The following is a 20,147-nucleotide window of genomic DNA, read 5'->3' on the forward strand; positions in this document are numbered from 1 at the left end:
AGTGCGTCTATACTTTGCGTGTCCTTCGACTCCGCTCAGGAAGACATAAAATGAGAAAAATCTAAAATCTAAACTCAACAATCTAAAATAAAAAATCCCAAACTCTTTTGGAATTTGAGATTTCTAATATTTGGAATTTAAAAAATCGTTAGATTTTCTTCATTTGCTCTTTCATCATAGAGATTTGCTCTTTCAGCATTCCTTGTTTGTCTAATTTTTTAGCTTCGTTTAATAAATTAGTCGCTTCCAATTTTCTTCTGCGTGACATTGCTACTCCTGCAAGGTTTAGTTTAGCTACAGCTAAATCCATATCCATTGATAGTCCAAGTTCGATTGCTTTTTTGAAATGTTTCTCTGCTTGGTTGATATTGGTTTGAGATAACATGATACCTTGCAAATAATTTAAGTATCCTTGTTGTTTTCTTACTAATGCACCTTCCGGGTTTTTGATATATGATAACCATTTATTAGCTCCTGCGAAGTCTTGTTTTCTTAATTTAAGGAAAGCTAAAAGGATAAATTCGTTTTTGAAATAAAGAAAAATCGGAATTGCAGTCAATAATATAAGAAAGATTCCATTTCCGATATTACTTTCTGTAAATTGCCAAATGCCCGCCACTACAAGAAGTCCGGCCAAAATAAGTTTAATATTTTTGTGAAACATAATTAATGTAAATTTGTGATTGCAAAGATAGTAAAAGGAATTAAAAATATTTTTATAAAAGTACTTGCTAGAAAAAAAAGTCTTTGTATATTTGCACTCGGTTTTTGAATAACGATATCAAAAACAAATTAATAAGTTAATAGATACCATTTTTAAAGATACAAAGCAATGAGCAAAAGAACATTTCAACCATCGAAAAGAAAAAGAAGAAATAAGCACGGATTTATGGACAGAATGGCTTCTGCGAATGGAAGAAAAGTTCTAGCGCGTAGAAGAGCAAAAGGAAGACATAAATTAACTGTTTCTAGCGAGCCTAGACACAAAAAATAATGTTTGTATAAACATACATAAGGCGATTACTTTTTTAGTATCGCCTTTTTTTATACCTTTTCGGTACAAATTTTTTCAACTTTCTAGTTTATAACGCACTAGAGAGGTTTTTAAATCGTAAATAACTACACAATACATACAAAATGCCTAAAGACACATCAATAAAATCAGTTTTAATAATAGGTTCAGGACCTATTGTTATTGGCCAAGCTTGCGAATTCGATTATGCGGGATCTCAATCTGCACGCTCGATTCGTGAAGAAGGAATTGAGGTTATCTTGATTAACTCGAATCCAGCGACGATTATGACCGACCCATCTATGGCCGATCATATTTATTTGAAACCTTTAACGACAAAATCGATTATTGAGATTCTTAAGGAACATCCGCAAATTGATGCAGTTCTTCCAACAATGGGAGGACAAACTGCTTTGAACTTGTGTTTGGAGGCTGAAGAAAAAGGAATCTGGCAAGATTTCGGAGTAAGATTAATCGGTGTTGATGTAAATGCAATTAATATTACTGAAGACAGAGAGCAATTTAAACAGCTTTTAGAAAAAATCAATGTGCCAACTGCACCAGCAAAAACAGCTACATCTTACCTTGAAGGAAAAGAAATTGCTCAAGAATTTGGCTTCCCGCTTGTAATTCGTCCTTCGTTTACACTTGGAGGAACAGGAGCAGCTGTGGTGTACAAAAAAGAAGATTTTGATGAGCTTTTAACTCGCGGACTTGAAGCTTCTCCAATTCATGAAGTTTTGATCGACAAAGCTTTGATGGGATGGAAAGAGTACGAGCTAGAGCTTTTAAGAGATAAAAATGACAACGTTGTAATTATCTGTTCTATCGAAAACATGGATCCAATGGGAATCCACACTGGAGATTCGATTACAGTTGCGCCAGCGATGACATTATCGGATACTACTTTCCAAAAATTACGTGACTATGCTATCTTAATGATGAGAAGTATCGGAAATTTTGCGGGAGGATGTAACGTACAATTCGCAGTTTCGCCAGACGAAAAAGAAGATATCGTAGCAATCGAGATTAATCCTCGTGTATCTCGTTCTTCTGCTTTGGCATCAAAAGCAACAGGTTATCCAATTGCAAAAATCGCTTCTAAACTAGCTTTAGGATACAACTTAGATGAATTGCAAAACCAAATTACAAAATCTACTTCGGCTCTTTTCGAACCAACTTTAGATTATGTAATCGTAAAAATACCACGTTGGAACTTCGATAAATTTGAAGGTTCAGACAGAACTTTAGGTCTTCAGATGAAATCTGTAGGTGAGGTTATGGGGATCGGACGTTCTTTCCAGGAAGCGCTTCACAAAGCGACTCAATCTCTAGAAATTAAGAGAAACGGTTTAGGTGCTGACGGAAAAGGATATAAAAATTACGAGCAGATTATTGAGAAACTAACGTATGCAAGTTGGGATCGTGTTTTTGTAATCTACGATGCAATCGCAATGGGAATTCCACTGAGCACCATTCATGAAATTACAAGAATCGATATGTGGTTCTTAAAACAATATGAACAGCTTTACACTTTAGAAAAAGAAATCTCAAATTACAAAGTTTCTAATCTTCCTAAAGAATTATTGCTTGAGGCGAAACAAAAAGGTTTTGCAGACAGACAAATCGCCCACATGATGAGTTGTCTGGAAAGTGAAGTGCATACTTTACGTATGGAGCAGAAGATCAACCGTGTGTTTAAATTGGTTGATACTTGCGCAGCTGAGTTTAAAGCGCAGACTCCTTATTACTACTCCACTTTTGAAGCTGAAATTGAAAAACCAAATGGAGAGCGTTTTGTTGATAACGAAAGCATTGTAACAGATAGAAAGAAAGTGATCGTTTTAGGTTCTGGACCAAACAGAATTGGACAAGGAATCGAGTTTGATTACTCTTGTGTACACGGAGTTTTAGCTGCTAAAGAATGCGGTTACGAAACCATCATGATTAATTGTAATCCTGAAACAGTATCTACAGACTTTGATACGGCTGATAAATTATACTTTGAGCCAGTTTTCTGGGAGCATATTTATGACATTATCCAGCACGAAAAACCAGAAGGTGTGATCGTTCAGCTTGGAGGTCAGACAGCTCTTAAATTAGCAGATAAATTGTCTAAATACGGTGTGAAAATCATCGGAACTAGTTTTGATGCACTTGACTTAGCTGAAGATAGAGGACGTTTCTCAGACTTATTAACTGAGTTAAATATTCCTTTCCCAAGATTCGGAATCGCTGAAACGGCTGATGAAGCTTCAAAATTAGCTGATACTTTAGATTTCCCACTTTTAATCCGTCCTTCTTATGTATTAGGAGGTCAGGGAATGAAGATTGTAATCAACAAAAAAGAGCTTGAAGAGCACGTAATCGATTTGCTGAAAGCAATTCCAGGAAATAAATTGTTACTAGACCATTACTTAGCTGGAGCAATCGAAGCTGAAGCAGATGCCATCTGTGATGCTGATGGAAATGTGTACATCATCGGAATTATGGAGCACATTGAGCCTTGCGGTGTTCACTCTGGAGATAGTAACGCAACATTGCCTCCTTTCAACTTAGGAGAATTCGTAATGCAGCAAATTAAAGATCACACACATAAAATTGCTAGAGCTTTAAAAACGGTTGGATTAATCAACATTCAGTTTGCGATTAAAGATGATACGGTTTACATCATCGAGGCAAACCCAAGAGCTTCAAGAACAGTTCCGTTCATTGCAAAAGCTTATGGAGAGCCTTACGTAAATTACGCTACTAAAGTAATGTTAGGCCACAATAAAGTAACTGACTTTGATTTCAACCCACAATTAAACGGTTTTGCAATCAAACAACCTGTTTTCTCTTTCAGCAAATTCCCGAATGTTAACAAAGCGTTAGGGCCAGAAATGAAATCAACAGGAGAAAGTATCTTGTTTATTGATGACTTAAAAGATGATCAATTCTACGAATTGTACTCTAGAAGAAAAATGTATTTGAGTAAATAATCTCAAGGTTCTATTATAAAAGAAAAGCTCCAATGAAAATTGGAGCTTTTTATTTCTGAAATTGTTTGAAACTTTATTCGCCTTGATTAAAGTTTATATTGTCTCTAGTATTTTTTTGAACTGAAATAGCGCCAAACAATGCCAATAGAAAAGCAAAAGCATAGAAACCTTTTTCGCTTGGAAGAATCGTTGCATTCCAAAGTCCAACAACTAAAAGAACGATTGATAAGAATGTTCCAAACCAGCAGATTCCGTAGTAAATATCAGTAACAGGAAGTTTTTCTAGTCGGTCTCTTACGCTTTTTTGCAGCGAAACAACAGCAAAAAGGCCGAACATTAGAACGGTGAAATAATATCCTTTTTCGTTTAAAAGCATTTCGGCTCTGGCAAGTCCAACAATAAAACCGATTGTCCCGGCTCCAAGTGCAACCCAAGATGCAGCGATAAAGGCATTTGATGTTTTTTGTATCATAATTTATTATTTTGGTAAGCCACAAATATAATTAAATTAGATTCATGCCAAAATAAAAACGCGATGTTTTGTTCAGTAAAATCTTTCAAATACAAAAGAAAAAGCTCCGTAATTGGAGCTTTTCTTGTTTTAAAAAGTAAGATGTTTTTTTATTTTTTAAGCAATTGCTCTAAAGGTTTTAATTGCTCCATGTCTATTTTAGAGTTTTGTAAAACAGACATTAAGGTCATAATATTATTCGGATTCATATTTTCGCCTAACACACGAACTACTGCAAAACCATTTTCTTTTCTGTTGGCAAAAATGACAAACTCTTTAATGTTGTCGTCACTTCCGACGTAGCTTATAGAAGCGCCTTCTTTACCAGAGCCGAACTTCATTAATTCTTGATATTTAGGATCTTTTAATATGGCTTTTACTTTGTTTCTTTCTGCCTCAAATTCTGTTTTATTGTTTTGATCTGCTTTAAAAGCCAGAATATTCATTTTGTCAAACGAATTCAAAGCCTCGTTTTGCTCAGCTGATAATTTGGTTTTATCAACATTCAAAATGTTTGGTGAAATATCTAAAGCAATAAAATCTTTTTTCTCTGAATTCTCAACGAAATATTTTTGCAGAGATGGTTCAGAATTACAGCTCCCCAAAGTTAGAAGAGCTGTAAGTGCTAGTATGAAGATGTTGTTTTTCATTTTTATTTTTTGCCTTTAGAAGCTTTCTTTAGGTCTGTACCGCCAGGAAGCTGCATTTTATCTGTTAATACCGAAATCTCGTTTAAGTCAAAATTACCAGTTAAAGATAGTAAAACAGTTTCATCATTTTTTGCACCGTCAACATACATTAAAAGTTCTCTTATCTGCGTATCTGTAGCGCCAGATTTTACCATTATTCTAACGTTTTTTCCGCCATCATTTACTCGCATTAATTCTTCTAAACCGGCAGTTTTTACATATTTATCGGCAGTAGCTTTCATGTCGGCTTCGATTTTTGGATTTTTAGTGGTGAATACTTTCAAGTAATCCAGTTTTTTGATTAGAGCAATATATTGCTGAGTCTCTTTATCAGAAGCATCAGTTTTTACTTTGCTCATTAAATCGAACATTTTTTTGTTTACAATTACTGAAGTTACATCATCCTGACCATCAAATTTGTCAAAAGCACTTTGTGCATAAAATGTAGTTGAAACGAATGCGAAGACTAAAGTTATAATGAAATTTCTCATGATTATTTTTGTTTAATTACTGTTTAAAAATTTTGTTTTTTGATTGTTCATATTCCTTAATGTAGTGTACACTTTCAATACCTACATTAACATTGTTTGATAATAAAGCCAAAGCTTTTTGAGTTGCTTTTAAGGCTTCTTCGGGATCATCGTAAGTTCCTAATTCTGCTTGCGAAGCTACTGCAGTAGTTTCATTTTTTTCGCTAACAAAAAAGTAAGTTCCGATTCCGAGCAAAACAACAGCAGAAGCTGCAATCGATAACCACGCCACATTTCGTTTCTTAGTTTGTAGTGGAATCTCATACGTCGATTTCTGTTCTCTTGCTTGAGAGAAATAGCCAAACATAGGTTTGTATTGCTCCAAATGCTGCGCAACATTCGGCGAAGAAAAATATTCTTTTAATTGATTTTCTTCAGCAATAGAAGTTTCTCCCTGAAAGTATTTTTCTAATATATCTTCTATTTTATTTAGTTCCATAAAGGTGTGTATTTGTCATTGATTCTCTAATTTTTTTTCTCGCTCTAGAAAGTGCCACTCGTATTGCTGTTTCGTTCATATTTACGATTTTGGCTATTTCTTCAAATTCATATTGTTCAACATCCCGAAGCTGAATTAATAGCTGCATTTGTTCGGGCATTTCGTTTATAATTTTTTCGACCCATTCTAAACTATCTTGGTCTTCTAATTTTTTATCCAATTGCGGTTGCCGATCGGTAAAATTATTATGGACAATCTGCAGATTACTGGCTCTTTTAGATTTTAGCTGATCGAGACAATAATTTTTAGTCATTGTCATGGCCAATGCTTCGACACTATTGTAGCTTTGCAGATTATCTTTTTTGTTCCATAATTTTACCATTACTTCCTGAGTCGCATCTTCTGCTTCTTCGGTGCTAGTAAGCAATCTTTTTGCCAGACGAAAAACTTTGTCTTTAAAAGGATTTATTAATTCTATAAATACAACTTGGTTCATTAATAAGATGGTTAATCGTTAGCTTATATATTCAAGACGAGGCACAATTATATTTGTTACAGCAAAAAAGAAATTTTTTTTATGTAAAAAAAATACTGCTTTAACGATAAAGGTAAAACTAAAGATACTATTTTTACGTTTATTCAGAATATAGATAACTACACGATATGAAAACAACTTTAAAGAGTGTTCTTTTTCTCTTTTTATTCGCTTTTTCTTTACAGTCTTGTGAAGATCAGGATGATGTAGCTGCTCCAGCAGACTTGCAGATTAATAATTTTATCTGGAGAGGATTAAATGAAGTTTACTTATGGCAGCAAGATGTTCCAAATCTAGCCGATGGTCGTAATTTACAACCAGATTTCAATCAGTTTTTGAGAGGATACTCTCATCCTGAAGATTTGTTCGAAGATCTATTGAACAAGCCGGTAAGCAAATATCCAAACGGAGACGCAATTGACCGTTTCAGTTGGATTGTTGACGATTATACTGTTTTGGAACAAGAATTAAGCGGCGTTACAAAAAATAATGGTGTTGATTTTAGACTGAGCCGTGTGGCTTCGGGGTCAAATGATGTTGTTGGTTTTGTCCGATATATTATTCCAAATTCTGATGCTTCTACAAAAGCAATTAAGAGAGGTGATTTATTTACGAGTGTAAATGGAACAAAACTTACGGTTTCTAATTATCAGGAATTATTATTAAATCAGGATAGTTACACTTTAAATCTGGCAGATTATAATGGAACGAGTTATGTTTTGAATGGGAAATCAGTTTCCTTGACTAAAACTGTTTTAGAAGAAAATCCTATTTTGATCAATAAAGTAATTACTTCTGGAAGTCATAAAATTGGTTATTTAATGTATAATGGCTTTTATCCTGGATATGATGATAAATTAAATCAGGCTTTTGGCGAATTGAAATCGCAAGGGATAACAGATTTAGTTTTAGATCTTCGATACAATGGAGGAGGAGCTGTTACCTCTTCAATAAGACTTTCTAGTATGATTACAGGACAGTTCGATACTCAGATTTTTGCAAAAACGCAATTTAACAGTAAGTGGATGAAAGATATGACCGCTGAAGATTTGGAAAGCTTGAATTATAGATTTGTGAATAATATTGAAGGAAAAGCATTAAACAGCTTAAATTTAACTACAGTCTATATTATTACAACTGCGAGTACGGCTTCTGCAAGCGAATTGGTTATAAATGGTTTAAAGCCTTATATCAATGTAGTGCAGATTGGAGAAACTACAACGGGTAAAAATGTTGGTTCTTATACGATTTATGATTCTGAAACTTTGTTTACTAAAAAAGGAATCAATCCGAATCATAAATATGCGATGCAGCCTTTAGTTTTTAAAATTTCTAATTCTGCCGGTTTTGGAGATTACACGCAAGGTTTACAGCCAACGTATCAGCAGTACGAAAGAGTAAGTACCTATGGAGTTTTAGGAGATCCTTCTGAACCTCTGCTTAATTTGGCAATTTCAAAAATTACAGGAACAACTGCCAAAAGAATTTTTGATGATTCTGCACCAAATACACCTTATCTGACAGATTCAAAAATCATAAACGGATTAAGACACGGAATGTATTTTCAAGATATTCCAAAAGGACATTAATGTAATAGGATATAAAAATAGAAAAGGCTTTCAGAAATGAAAGCCTTTTCCATAAAAAACAAAAACTAATTTTAAAGTATAATATTAATTATTAAAGTAGAATCCGTTTGAACCTACACCAACAGCTAATTCTTTTTGTAAAACTCCAGATAAATTATAGATAAAAGCTTTACTATCTTTATCAAATTTTGCGTCGGCAATATAAATGCGGTTGTTTTCTACAGCAAAACCGTAAACGTAGCTCGCTGGCGAGTTTACAATTGCCGTAGTAGAAGGTGTTGTTGCATTGATATCCATAGCATAAACAGAGCTTCCAGCAGTATAATAGATTTTGTTGTCTTCAATATCCATAAAACCTAGACCAGCTAAGCTCTCTGGAAATGCAATTCTAGATATAGATTTATCAGACAGTTTTACTTTTACAATTTCACCTGATCCAGAATAAGGAGCTCTCAAAATAAATAAAGTTCCGTTTTCTTCTTCGATAGAATCTCCGCTAGAGCCAATTTCTACTGTTTCTATCGCCTTTGTTGCAATATTTACAATTAATAATTTAGTGCTGCTGTTAGGTTCTGTAATGTATAATTTGCCATTTTCTAAGATTAATCTGTTTGCAGTGGCATTTAACTCGATTTTTGATTCGACGGTATTAGTAGCCAGATTAATTACAGCAACATAATCGTCAGTGTCTCCAGTTGCTGGATTGATATAAGAATATGTATTTGCATTTGTTACATACGCTTTTCCGTCTTTCACAACTCCATATCTTGGGTTAGCAAGACCAGAATCAATCTTTGCGATCAATTTAAAAGTATAACGGTTTACAACATTGATTACATTTGATCCTCCTGAAATGATGTATGCGCGATCTCCATCAAAAAATATATTTTGCAGATATCCGCCAATTAAATCAGAACCGTTGGCAGAAGCATAAACATCTTTGGTAAAAGAGGTAAAATCATCGCTTGAGAAAGAAACGCTTCCGACATCTGAACTTCCTTCATTTAAAATAAAAAAACCATTGTCGTAAGCACCTTTAGGATCATCGTTGTCATCACTTGAACAAGAAGCGAATAACGAAATGCTTAACGCTATTAAAAGTAATTTACTAAACTTCATATATTAAAATTTTAAGGTTAAATACACATTGAAATTGCGACCAGGCATTGGTCTGTTTTCTAGACTTTCGTAATCTTTATTGAAAAGATTTAAAACTTGAAAACCTACTTTGAAAGAATCTAAAAATTTTAGATCGTAATCGATTCCGATATTTGAAACCGTATAATCGTTAATGATTTCATCAGGATCGTTATCGGCTCTCGTGTAAACAAATCCGTTATAAAGGATTTGGTAATATGCGCTTATTTTATCTCGAGAATACGAAACAGCTCCTGTAGCTTTATTGAATGGAACAAAAAAGATCTGATTTTTAGTTTTTTCATCTTGCGAAACCGTATAAGCATAGGTAGCGTTTACAGCAAAAATATTTTTGTCATAGCTTTTCTTCCAGCCCAATAGGGTTTCGGTTCCATAACTAATTACCTTATCTTGGTTTTGGGGAGTCCAAATTCCGTTTGTACCTGGAACCCATTGCAGCATATCGGTAATTTTCATATAATAAAAATTCTGCGTCCAAGTCAGATTTTTGAATGTAAAAACATTGCCAATTTCTCCCTGATAAGAGCTTTCAGGCTTTAAGTTTGGATTTCCTCCTTCATCCCAATACAAATCATTATATGTTGGAATTCTGAAGTTTCGAGAAACATTCAGTTTCAGATTATACCAATCATTAAATTTATAAGAAGATCCTAAATTGAATAAAATAGGCGATTTGTAATTATTTGTAAATTCTTTTCTAATGCCTAATTCGTTTTTCCAATTTGTGCCAAAACCTTGTCTAACTAATAAAGCGGCAGAACTGATTTCTCGAATATGGCTTCCAAAACTAGTTCCGTAACCGTTTGTTCTGCTATAGTCTGCAATTCCGTTTATGTGAGTTGATTTAAATAAGTGATAATCGACATCAAGCTTTGTAATTAAGTTTTCGGTCTTTCCGTAGGTATAATTTTTTAAAGCGTTATTGGCAAAATATTGATAGTTTTCGAAAATATAAGCCGTTTTGAAATTGGTTTTTATTTTTCCATACGTTCCATCATATTCCAAAAGATTTCTATTGAAACCGTTTATATATTTGCTTTTTGTTTCAGATTCTGTAATCAAAGAAGTATTTCGATCAGTGTTTGAAGTCTGGCTGTAAAGTTTTAAAATATGATTTTCGTTGAATTTGTATCCGGCATTAGCGCTCAAAGTAATAATATCATACTGCCCGTTCTGATTCCATCTCTGTTCGCCTCTCCAAGTATATCGATTTAAATATTTATAATCGTTTGTCGAGCTGTTTTTAGAAAATCCTATTTGAGCACTCCACTTTTTGTTGGAAATAGCAGTTTTGTAATTAATTCCGATCGTATTAAAACTACCGTAATCTAGTCTTAGATTATTCTCAAATCGATTAAAAAACAACAAATCGTTATTTAAATGCACGGTTCCTCCAACTGCACCGCTTCCATAAATAACACTTCCACCGCCCGCTTTTACACTTATAGAATTATAGTCAGCGCCAGAAATAGTATTAAAATCCGTGCTCCCATTCATTTGAGAATTAATATTAATTCCGTTCCAGATTACTGCTGTCTGAGAAGAAGTTGTTCCTCTGAAAGAAACTGTAGAAAGCATTCCGCGTCCGTATTCTTTAAAATATAGAGTCGAATTGAAATTTAATAAATCGGTTAAGAGCGCTTCGTTTTTATTGATTATAGAATCATTCAGTTTTAAAACGGATTGTGAAGCAGAGTAAGTCCTTAAATTTTTATCTGAAACCAAAACTTCTTTAAGACTGGTAATAGAATCGTTTTGCGCCAAAATAATCTGACACATCACAAATAAGCAAAAAGTAAAAAATCGTTTTATAGTCATAATTTCTTCGCTCTTTTTCCCGAGAGCTCGATAATTGTTTACAAAGGCAGGTCTCCTGGCTTGCGTCTTGCTGTTTACCTTCCCATTCGCCGTGGCGGAACAGTGGTTTGTAGTTAACAGCAAGCATTCGTTTAGAACTTAGCTTACAGTTGCGGGTACAGCTCAAGAATTTACTTGATTCCCTTTTAATGTGTTTTTAAATCAAAAACACAACCTTAATTTGCTGCAAAGATAAAGTTAAAAATATTGATTATTCAAATTTGTTTTACGTTTCATGAAAAACACAAACAATTTTTATTAAAAATCGATTTTTATAACTTGCCCGAAATCAACCTTATTGTTGAAAGCATCCCTTAAAGGCAGTGAACTCTGATGGCATAAAATGCTTCTGATGATTCCGGCGTGAGCAACAATTATAATTGGCTGATTTGTTGTAGAAATGGCTTCAGATAAAAATTGACCAACTCTTTCATGGAGTTCGACAAAAGATTCTCCGTTTGAAACTTTAATATTTACAAAATCTTCCATCCACGGATTAAGTTCTTCTGAAGGAATTTCGTTCCAGCTTTTTAATTCCCAATCTCCAAAATTCATCTCTTTTAAACGCTCGTCTTCCTGGTAAGAAATGGCTTTTATATTTTCTTGAATATGTTTTGCTAAAATAACGCAGCGCTTTAACGGACTAGAGAAAATAATTGCCTTCGAAGGAAGTTCAGAAATAATTCGGTCAAAAATTTCATCAAATGGTACGGCAATGTCAACATCAGATTGTCCGTAACAGATTCCTTTTTCGCAAATGGTTTCGGTATGACGAACTAGATAAATTTCCATAAAAATAAAATGCTTAAGTAAAATACCACTTCGCATACCTGTTGCGTGGCTCCAAGGCAATCTCCCGTATATCCGTCAATCCATTTCTGGAAATAGCGAGCTAAAAAATAGCGTGTTATGAAAACAGGAATTATAGCAAGAAGAAATTTCAAGTCAAAATAAGAAAATGCAATCAAAGGAATTAATCCAAAAAAGAAAGAGCCAAAAACTTCTTTCCAAGTATATTGTTTTGCAATCGGTTTGCTTTTGCTCGAAGCATCATCACGAGAATATTCATGCGTGAAAATAATGCTGATTGCTGCCAAGCGACTTATAGAATGTGCAGAAATAAATAAAAGGAAAATTAGTAAAATGTTATTAGTAAAAAGTAAAACGGATTCTGAAAGGAGTTTGAACTTTAATAAAAAAAGCAAAACCAATCCAATTGCTCCATAGGCGCCAATTGCACTATCTTTCATAATCATTAAGATTTTTTCTTTGGTCCAGCCTCCACCAAATCCATCACAGACATCAGCGAATCCGTCTTCATGAAAAGCACCCGTTGTTAAAATAGAAGCAATAATCGCTAGTATAACAGCAATTTCTGATGAAAGAAATTGGGCAAATATAGAATAGGCCAAAAATGAAATAGTCCCGACAATCCATCCGATAAAAGGAAAATATCTTGTCGCTTTATTTAAATAATCTGGATGATGCGTAATGTTTTTTGGACATGGAATTCTTGTGTAAAACATTAAACAGGTGAAGAAAATGTGTAGTTCTTTTTTCATTTATAAAATTGGTAATTGTAATTTTATGACTGTAAACTGAGATCGAGACTGAAAATTATTTCCTACTTACTCCCGCGCTTTCAAAACTAGCCATTTCATTCAAAAAAGCCTCGGCCGATTTTAAAATAGGAAAAGCAACAGCGCAGCCCGTTCCTTCTCCCAAACGTAAATCGAGATTTAAAATAGGTTTTGCTCCCAGATAATTCAATAATTCTGAATGTGCTTTTTCGGCAGAACAATGGCAGAAAACAGCATTTTGTTTGATATTCGGATTTATTTTAAAAGCAATCAAATAGGAAACAGTACAAATAAAACCGTCCACCAGAATTAGCATTTTATTTTCAAAAGCACTCAGCATTCCGCCAGCCATTTGAATAATTTCAAAACCTCCAAAATAGGAGAGTTGCGATAGTATTTCGGCTTGACCGGAATAACTTTCAATTGCTTTTTTGAGTAGATTTTGTTTTAGAAGTAGTTTTTCGTTTTCAACTCCAGTTCCTTTTCCAACACAATCTTCAATAGGAAAATCGGTTAAAAGACTCATTAAAACAGAAGCTGTCGAGGTATTTCCAATTCCCATTTCGCCAAAACCAATACAATTTGAACCAGATTTTGCGATATTTTCAACAATCGATTTTCCTTTCTCAAAACATAACTGAACTTCAGATTCACTCATTGCCGGAACATGAAGAAATGACTGAGTTCCTTTGGCAATTTTTGCATCTATTAACTTTGCATTGGTTGGAAAATCATAATTAACGCCCGAATCTACAATTGATAATTCGATATTATTCTGATTGCAAAACACGTTTATTGCTGCGCCACCATCGAGAAAATTATTGACCATTTGTCGCGTAACATCTTGTGGATAGTCACTTACACCATGATTTGCGATTCCGTGATCGGCAGCGAAAACTACAATATTAGGTTTTAAGATTTTTGGATTCAAAGTTTCGAAAACGGTTGCCATTTGAAAAGCCAATGCTTCCAAAGTTCCCAAAGAGCCAACAGGTTTGGTTTTCGAATCTATTTTGTCTTGCAAAAGAGTATGGAAATCAGATTGGTTTTGGATAGGATTTTCTGATTTGACTTCAAAAGTGGAAATATTTAATTGATGAATTTCATTGATTTCTGTACAAATAGGAGCTTCCAGTTTTTGTTTCCAATGCAATTGCTGCAGCATTGGCTGATTGTTATAATTGGTAGCTGGTTTTCCAATGCAGAAATAACCAAGCGGTTCTATATTTTCGGGTAAATTAAGGATTTTTTTAAACTGATAATAATTGAGAATCGAAACCCAGCCCATTCCGTAACCTTGTTCTGTAAGCGAAAGCCAAATATTTTGCGCCGCACAAACTGTGCTGAATTTCACCGCTTCATTACTGCCAATAGTTCCAATCGTAAACTGATTTAAAACAGAACGGTCATAAGCAATGATTAGTCCGATTGGCGCTTCTTCGATAGCTTCTAGTTTAAGTGATCTGTAAAGTTCTTTCTGTTTGGGATTGTCGGTTAGTTCCTCGGCTTTTTTATTGTAGTCTAAAAAAAGCTTTTTAATAGACGTTTTAACTTCATCTGATTTAATGATATAATATCTTGTCGCATCGGTTAGTCCAACAGATGGTGCCCAATGTCCAGCCTGTAAAGCTTTCTGAATTACTTCATCTGGAACTTCATCGGCTGTAAAATGTCGTGTGTCGCGGCGTGATTTTAATATATCGTCTAAATTGCTCATTTTTAAAAATCAATGACAATTTCAAAAATCAATGGCAATGTGAATCCTGAAATCTTTATTTTTTGTAAAGTTAAAATATTCATTTTGCAATTAGGACGTAATATTTAGAATTTATTTTAAAATCAATGAGAATATTGATTTTTGAAATTGTTATTGATATTGAAGTTTGTTATCCTTTTATTTTAACTGGAATTCCAGAAACCATCAATACAACTTGATCTGCGTTTGTAGCAAGAAACTGATTCATCCAACCTTGGAGTTCAACGAATTTTCTTCCGATATGAGTTTCTGCATGGACTCCCATGCCAATTTCATTTGTCACAATAATGATATTCGCATTTTTGTGTTTAGCGATAGCAAGAAATTCTTTTTTTGCTTCTTCCAAACTTAACTCTACGTCATTTTTAGTATCAATAAAAAAATTAGTTAGCCAGAGCGTTACACAATCAATTAAAGCAGTTTTTCCAGAAAAATCAATTTCACTTAAATATTTTTCCTTTTCAATATTCGTCCAATGTTCGTCTCTTTCCTTTTGATGACGGTCAATTCGATTTTGGAAATCATCATCCCATTTTCTGGCAGTTGCTACATAAAAAGGAGAGTTGGAAAGTTCTAAAGCCAATTTCTGTGCATAACCGCTTTTTCCAGAGCGCTCGCCGCCAGTTATCAAGTAAATCATTTTTTATTAATTATGAGTTTTGAATTATGAATTATGAGTTTGGGCAAGTTATAAAATAATTATGAAGACTAACTCATAATTTATCACTCATAACTCCTAATACGGGCAATGTCGGCAGTTATTTCCACAACAGGTTCCTCTTTTTAGGTGAAACCAAGCTTTAAAAACATAATTGCCATTTTCGATATAATAATCGATGCCTTCAATCAAATGATTGGTTTTTGGCAATAGCATAGCTTTATTCTTAAGCGCCTTTTCTGGAGTTATGGTTTCAATATAAGCATCAATTTTATCTTCGCAAGCTTCCTTAAAACACTCAGGACAAAGGCAATCACCTCCGTCGGCAAGATTAAAAATAGGAGGGTAGTCATTACACCAGCACTTATTTTCAGGTGAAACGTCGCCGCAAGAAAAAGCGGTTTCACAGCTGGAGCAGATTTTTGTTTTTGGTACATTCATCAAATAAAAGGCTATTTGTTTAAATTTGTACGAATAAAGGTAAACAAAAAAAATAGAAATTGATTTACCTTTGTGCCCACACAAAACACAAAATATGAAATATTTTTTCCATAAATTACCAGTCGTTTTTTTACTTTTTGTAGTAATTAGTTGTAAAAAGAATGAAGCGCAAGAGGCAGTAAAATCTACCGTTGCCAAAGAAAGCATCGAATTTGCATCTGGACTTTCAATTGTAAAAAACGAAGGCTATTCAATTGTAAATGTGATGAATCCGTGGCCAAATGCTAAGGGAAAATTTACTTACATTTTGGAAGAAAAAGGAGCACAAATTCCAGACAGTTTAAAAAAATATCCTGCGATAAAAGTTCCTTTAGAAAGTGTTGTGGTAACTTCAACAACAAATATTCCTTTTCTAGAAATGCTCGAAGTGGAGAATAAACTAGTCGGATTTCCACATACCGATTATATTTCTTCAGAAAAAACACGTGCATTAATTGATAAAGGTTCTGTCAAAAACGTTGGACAAAATGAAAAACTGAACATCGAACAATTAATAGAATTATCGCCAGATTTGATTGTTACTTTTGGAGTTGATAATAATAATCCGATGTTGGATAATTTGAAGAAAAGCGGTTTGAAAGTGCTTATTCAAGGCGATTGGATGGAACAGTCTCCGCTTGGAAAAGCAGAATGGATTAAGCTTTACGGCGCTCTGTTTGGAAAAGAAGATAAAGCAAAAGAACTTTTTGATAAAATTGTTGAAAGCTATAATCAGGCAAAAAAACTCGTTGTCGATAAACCTGCAACTTCAAAAGTGTTATACGGTTCAATGTACGAAGATGTTTGGTACGTTGCCAAAGGAAACAGCTGGGTGGCGCAGTTTATGAAAGATGCGAAATCTAATTATTTATGGGCCGATTTAGAAGGAACTGGAAGTGAAGGTTTGTCTTTTGAAAAAGTTTTAGATAAAGCGAAAACGGCTAATGTTTGGATTGCTTCTGGATCTTTTAAAAGTTTAGACGAATTGCAAAAAGCAAATCCGCATTACGCAGAATTTGACGCTTTCAAAAATAAAACGATATACAATTTTGAAGGAAAGCTAGGAGCAACAGGCGGAACAGTTTACTACGAATTGGCGCCAAGCCGTCCTGATTTGGTGTTGAAAGATTATATCAAGATTTTTCATCCCGATTTATTGGCGGGCTACGAATTTACTTTTGCATCAAAACTGAATTAAATTGGCGAATAAAAAACGAAATACCATTTTATTTGTCGTATTGACTTTGGGACTTTTTCTAATGTTTTTTGCGAGCATTAGTTTAGGATCGGTTACAATTCCGTTAAAAGATGTTTTTGCGAGTTTAACTGGTGGTGAGGCAGCAAAATCGACTTGGGAATATATTATCATTAATTATCGTTTGCCAAAAGCGATTACTGCAGTTTTAGTCGGAACAGGACTCTCTATGAGCGGACTTTTGATGCAGACTTTATTTAGAAATCCGCTTGCTGGACCTTATGTTTTAGGATTAAGCTCAGGAGCAAGTCTTGGCGTTGCATTTGTTATTTTGGGCGCAGGATTTCTGCCTTCTTTTCTGAGTGTAATTGCATTGTCTTCTTACGGAATTGTTTTGGCATCTACTTTAGGAAGCACGTTGGTTTTATTTCTAGTTTTAGTGGTTTCACAGCGATTGAGAGATACTATGGCCATCTTAATTGTGGGTTTAATGTTTGGAAGTTTCACCACAGCAATTGTAAGTGTTTTAACTTATTTTAGCACGGCAGAACAGCTTCAGAAATTTACTTTCTGGTCAATGGGAAATCTTGGAAATCTTTCTTGGACAACTATTGTAATTTTAACATTCTGTATTGGAATAGGATTGCTTTTGAGTGCCAAAAGCATCAAGCCATTAAACGCCTTGCTTCTTGGAGAAAACTATGCAAAAAGTATGGGATTGAATTTTAAACAAGCAAGATTAGTCATCATTTTTGCAACTAGTATATTATCAGGAGCTATTACAGCTTTTGCCGGACCCATTGCATTCGTCGGCTTAGCAGTTCCTCATATTGCAAAATTGACTTTTCAGACCAGTAATCATACTATTTTGTTTTGGAGCACTTTATTTTTTGGATCCATAATAATGCTGTTTTGCGATATTGTTTCGCAAATGCCAGGTTTTGATGTTACGCTTCCAATAAATGCCGTAACTTCTATAATTGGTGCGCCGGTGGTTATTTGGCTTTTAGTTAGAAAAAGGAATTTTCAGTAATATTTAGCCCTAGAAAAAACTTAGCATCTTAGAACCTTAGCACCTTTAAAAATGAGAACTATTCTATCAACCATAAACTTAAATATTGGATACAAATCCAAGAAAGGAGTTACGACCATTGCTGAGAATCTTAATTTAAATCTTGAAGCTGGTAAATTAATCACTTTAATAGGAGCAAACGGGATTGGAAAGTCAACTTTATTACGAACGCTTACTGGAATTCAGAAACCTTTATCGGGAAATGTTTATTTGAACGAAAGGAATATTTCAGACTATCAGCCTTTAGAATTGGCGCAAAATCTAAGTTTAGTTTTAACCGAAAAACTGCCGCCAAGTAATCTTTCTGTTTTTGAGTTAGTCGCTTTGGGTCGCCAGCCTTATACCGATTGGGTTGATAAATTATCTGACGAAGATGTTCTAAAAGTTCATGAAGCAATGAATTTGACGCAAATCGAACATTTAGCTTCAAAAAAACATTTTCAGATTAGCGATGGACAATTACAGAAAGTCTTAATTGCACGAGCTTTGGCACAAGATACGCCATTAATCATTCTAGACGAACCAACAACGCATCTTGATTTATTACATAAAGTTTCTTTGTTTAAATTACTGAAAAAACTGACACAAGAAACTCAAAAAAGCATTTTGTTTTCCACACATGATATTGATTTGGCCATTCAGTTAAGTGATGAAATGATTATGATGACGCCAGAAAATATAGTGCAAGATCAGCCTTGTAATTTAATTTCGAATGGAAGTTTCAGCAATTTGTTCAAAGACGAACATATTATTTTTGATGCTGAAAAAGGGAAGTTTATTGTGAGTTAGTTTTTTTTTTAAGGAGCTAATCCTGCTGTTCGCTATATCTTTTGTGGCGAACCCCGCCACAAAAGGATGCCGCTTCCATCAGGGCTAGAAGTCTCGTTTTCAGAAGAAGCTTTTTCTATTAAACAGATAAACGATTAAACTTTCTTCAATCCAATTTGTCTCTTCGCTTCTCCAACCACAAAAGCAACCGAATTGGCAATATTAAAACTGCGAATAAGCGGTGACATAGGAATCGTCAAATGATTTTCGAATCTTGCCATAAATTCTTTGCTCAAACCAACGCTTTCTTTTCCGAAAACCAGCCAGTCACCATCTTGAAATTCATTTTCTAAATAGGATTTTTCAGAATGCGAACTCATTAAAAATACACGAGAATGATCTGGAATCTGTGCAATCCATTCCTCTACGTTTTGATATTCTGTTACATCAAGATGAACCCAATAATCCAATCCAGAACGTTTCAGATTTTTGTCATTGATCACAAATCCGAAGGGATGAATTAAATGAAGACGGCTTTCTGTGCCTACACACAATCTGCCAATATTTCCGGTATTATTTGGTATTTCTGGTTCTACAAGAACAACGTTTAACATCTTTTTAGTTATGAATTATGAGTTATAAGTTATGAGTTTATGGAAATTATCTAATTGACACATTTTCTAATTATCTAATTGAAAATCGGAAACTTCCAAAACTTCACCTGCTTTTAGATTTTGCAAATATACATTTCCTATTCGAACGCGAACTAGACGTAACGTAGGAAAGCCAACTGCAGCGGTCATTTTTCTAACTTGACGAAATTTTCCTTCTCTTACCGTGATGGATGCCCAAGAAGTCGGACCATGACGCTCGTCTCTTATTTTTTTGGCTCTCGCTCCAAAATCGGGAATTTCGGTAACGATAGATGCTTTACAGCGTTTCGTTTTATATTTTCCGCCATCAAGTCCGATTTCTACACCATTTTGCAATTGTTCTATTGCTCCTGGCGTAATTAATCCATCAACCTGAACGTAATATTCTTTTTCAACTTTTTTACTTCGAACGAGTTCGCTCATATTTCCATCAGTAGTCAAAAGAAGCAATCCTTCAGAATCTTCGTCCAGTCTTCCAATTGCCATTGTTCCTTCTGGGAAATCATGCAATTCGCCCAAAAGTTTTTTCTTTCTTTTTAATTCGTAAATAAATTGGCTCAAATAGCCGTAAGGTTTAAAAAGAATAAAGTGTCGGTGCATTTTTAATTTTTTGCGAAGATAGTTCCTTTCCTAAAATTAAAACCAATTACAGCTTTTGTGATTTCATTTTTTTTAGCCATTGGT

21 protein-coding genes and 1 riboswitch are annotated in these 20,147 nt (G+C 34.3%); of the genes, 6 read left to right on the forward strand and 15 right to left on the reverse strand.

The window, feature by feature from the left end; genetic code table 11:
• Positions 1-148: 148 nt before the first annotated feature.
• The gene (locus tag FF52_RS09130; RefSeq protein ID WP_008464839.1) at positions 149-664 is read right to left on the reverse strand and encodes a hypothetical protein; all 516 of its coding nucleotides are present in this window, start codon (positions 662-664) and stop codon (positions 149-151) included.
• Positions 665-832: 168 nt separating this feature from the next.
• On the opposite strand from FF52_RS09130, the gene rpmH reads away from it, so the two are divergent.
• Both rpmH and carB read left to right on the forward strand, forming a co-directional pair.
• Positions 833-994, forward strand: coding sequence for a 50S ribosomal protein L34 (gene rpmH, locus FF52_RS09135; protein ID WP_008464848.1), 162 nt, complete (start codon positions 833-835; stop codon positions 992-994).
• Positions 995-1,137: 143 nt separating this feature from the next.
• The gene (carB, locus tag FF52_RS09140; RefSeq protein ID WP_008464849.1) at positions 1,138-3,993 is read left to right on the forward strand and encodes a carbamoyl-phosphate synthase large subunit; all 2,856 of its coding nucleotides are present in this window, start codon (positions 1,138-1,140) and stop codon (positions 3,991-3,993) included.
• A 73-nt stretch (positions 3,994-4,066) separates the two neighbouring features.
• On the opposite strand, the gene yiaA is transcribed toward carB, so the two are convergent.
• The 5 genes from yiaA to FF52_RS09165 all read right to left on the reverse strand — a co-directional run bounded on the left by yiaA (position 4,067) and on the right by FF52_RS09165 (position 6,658).
• Positions 4,067-4,465 carry an inner membrane protein YiaA gene (gene yiaA / locus FF52_RS09145; RefSeq protein ID WP_008464850.1) on the reverse strand — a complete coding sequence of 133 codons (399 nt, stop codon included), beginning with the start codon at positions 4,463-4,465 and terminating at the stop codon, positions 4,067-4,069.
• Positions 4,466-4,614: 149 nt separating this feature from the next.
• Positions 4,615-5,154, reverse strand: coding sequence for a DUF4252 domain-containing protein (locus tag FF52_RS09150; RefSeq protein ID WP_008464853.1), 540 nt, complete (start codon positions 5,152-5,154; stop codon positions 4,615-4,617).
• Between the two features lie 2 nt (positions 5,155-5,156).
• The gene (locus FF52_RS09155) at positions 5,157-5,684 is read right to left on the reverse strand and encodes a DUF4252 domain-containing protein (protein ID WP_008464855.1); all 528 of its coding nucleotides are present in this window, start codon (positions 5,682-5,684) and stop codon (positions 5,157-5,159) included.
• Positions 5,685-5,700: 16 nt separating this feature from the next.
• Positions 5,701-6,162, reverse strand: a complete 462-nt coding sequence (locus FF52_RS09160) for a hypothetical protein (protein WP_008464857.1) — start codon at positions 6,160-6,162, stop codon at positions 5,701-5,703.
• A complete protein-coding gene (locus FF52_RS09165) occupies positions 6,149-6,658 on the reverse strand; it encodes an RNA polymerase sigma factor (RefSeq protein WP_008464858.1) in 510 nt (169 codons plus the stop codon). Before FF52_RS09165 ends, FF52_RS09160 begins: the two co-directional genes overlap by 14 nt.
• A gap of 167 nt (positions 6,659-6,825) precedes the next feature.
• On the opposite strand from FF52_RS09165, the gene FF52_RS09170 reads away from it, so the two are divergent.
• On the forward strand, positions 6,826-8,286 hold the full coding sequence (locus FF52_RS09170; RefSeq protein ID WP_008464859.1) for a S41 family peptidase: 1,461 nt from the start codon (positions 6,826-6,828) through the stop codon (positions 8,284-8,286).
• Between the two features lie 84 nt (positions 8,287-8,370).
• Here FF52_RS09170 and FF52_RS09175 read toward each other — a convergent pair whose 3' ends face one another.
• From FF52_RS09175 to FF52_RS09205, 7 genes are all read right to left on the reverse strand, one after another.
• On the reverse strand, positions 8,371-9,405 hold the full coding sequence (locus FF52_RS09175; protein WP_008464860.1) for a YncE family protein: 1,035 nt from the start codon (positions 9,403-9,405) through the stop codon (positions 8,371-8,373).
• A gap of 3 nt (positions 9,406-9,408) precedes the next feature.
• On the reverse strand, positions 9,409-11,223 hold the full coding sequence (locus FF52_RS09180) for a TonB-dependent receptor plug domain-containing protein (RefSeq protein ID WP_237718545.1): 1,815 nt from the start codon (positions 11,221-11,223) through the stop codon (positions 9,409-9,411).
• A 66-nt stretch (positions 11,224-11,289) separates the two neighbouring features.
• Positions 11,290-11,495: riboswitch (cobalamin riboswitch) on the reverse strand.
• A 64-nt stretch (positions 11,496-11,559) separates the two neighbouring features.
• The gene (gene cobC, locus FF52_RS09185; RefSeq protein WP_008464864.1) at positions 11,560-12,093 is read right to left on the reverse strand and encodes an alpha-ribazole phosphatase; all 534 of its coding nucleotides are present in this window, start codon (positions 12,091-12,093) and stop codon (positions 11,560-11,562) included.
• Positions 12,078-12,863, reverse strand: coding sequence for an adenosylcobinamide-GDP ribazoletransferase (locus tag FF52_RS09190; protein WP_008464866.1), 786 nt, complete (start codon positions 12,861-12,863; stop codon positions 12,078-12,080). The genes cobC and FF52_RS09190 overlap by 16 nt, the downstream gene beginning before the upstream one ends.
• Before the next feature lie 55 nt (positions 12,864-12,918).
• Positions 12,919-14,598 carry a nicotinate-nucleotide--dimethylbenzimidazole phosphoribosyltransferase gene (gene cobT / locus FF52_RS09195; protein ID WP_008464868.1) on the reverse strand — a complete coding sequence of 560 codons (1,680 nt, stop codon included), beginning with the start codon at positions 14,596-14,598 and terminating at the stop codon, positions 12,919-12,921.
• A gap of 169 nt (positions 14,599-14,767) precedes the next feature.
• Positions 14,768-15,277 carry a bifunctional adenosylcobinamide kinase/adenosylcobinamide-phosphate guanylyltransferase gene (gene cobU / locus FF52_RS09200; RefSeq protein WP_008464870.1) on the reverse strand — a complete coding sequence of 170 codons (510 nt, stop codon included), beginning with the start codon at positions 15,275-15,277 and terminating at the stop codon, positions 14,768-14,770.
• Positions 15,278-15,373: 96 nt separating this feature from the next.
• A complete protein-coding gene (locus FF52_RS09205; protein ID WP_008464871.1) occupies positions 15,374-15,736 on the reverse strand; it encodes a DUF5522 domain-containing protein in 363 nt (120 codons plus the stop codon).
• 94 nt (positions 15,737-15,830) lie between these two features.
• On the opposite strand from FF52_RS09205, the gene FF52_RS09210 reads away from it, so the two are divergent.
• Genes FF52_RS09210 through FF52_RS09220 form a run of 3 tightly spaced genes read left to right on the forward strand, consistent with a single transcriptional unit; the run spans position 15,831 to position 18,831 of the window.
• On the forward strand, positions 15,831-16,973 hold the full coding sequence (locus FF52_RS09210) for an ABC transporter substrate-binding protein (RefSeq protein WP_008464873.1): 1,143 nt from the start codon (positions 15,831-15,833) through the stop codon (positions 16,971-16,973).
• A gap of 1 nt (position 16,974) precedes the next feature.
• Positions 16,975-18,003, forward strand: a complete 1,029-nt coding sequence (locus tag FF52_RS09215; protein ID WP_008464874.1) for a FecCD family ABC transporter permease — start codon at positions 16,975-16,977, stop codon at positions 18,001-18,003.
• 51 nt (positions 18,004-18,054) lie between these two features.
• Positions 18,055-18,831: an ABC transporter ATP-binding protein gene (locus FF52_RS09220; protein WP_008464875.1), complete on the forward strand. Its 777-nt coding sequence runs from the start codon at positions 18,055-18,057 to the stop codon at positions 18,829-18,831.
• Between the two features lie 134 nt (positions 18,832-18,965).
• On the opposite strand, the gene FF52_RS09225 is transcribed toward FF52_RS09220, so the two are convergent.
• Positions 18,966-19,424, reverse strand: coding sequence for a tRNA (cytidine(34)-2'-O)-methyltransferase (locus FF52_RS09225; RefSeq protein ID WP_008464876.1), 459 nt, complete (start codon positions 19,422-19,424; stop codon positions 18,966-18,968).
• A 66-nt stretch (positions 19,425-19,490) separates the two neighbouring features.
• The gene (locus FF52_RS09230; protein WP_008464877.1) at positions 19,491-20,063 is read right to left on the reverse strand and encodes a pseudouridine synthase; all 573 of its coding nucleotides are present in this window, start codon (positions 20,061-20,063) and stop codon (positions 19,491-19,493) included.
• Positions 20,064-20,147: the final 84 nt, after the last annotated feature.

The sequence above is a fragment of the Flavobacterium sp. F52 genome (assembly GCF_000278705.1).
In the GTDB taxonomy this organism is placed as follows: Bacteria; Bacteroidota; Bacteroidia; order Flavobacteriales; family Flavobacteriaceae; genus Flavobacterium; species Flavobacterium anhuiense.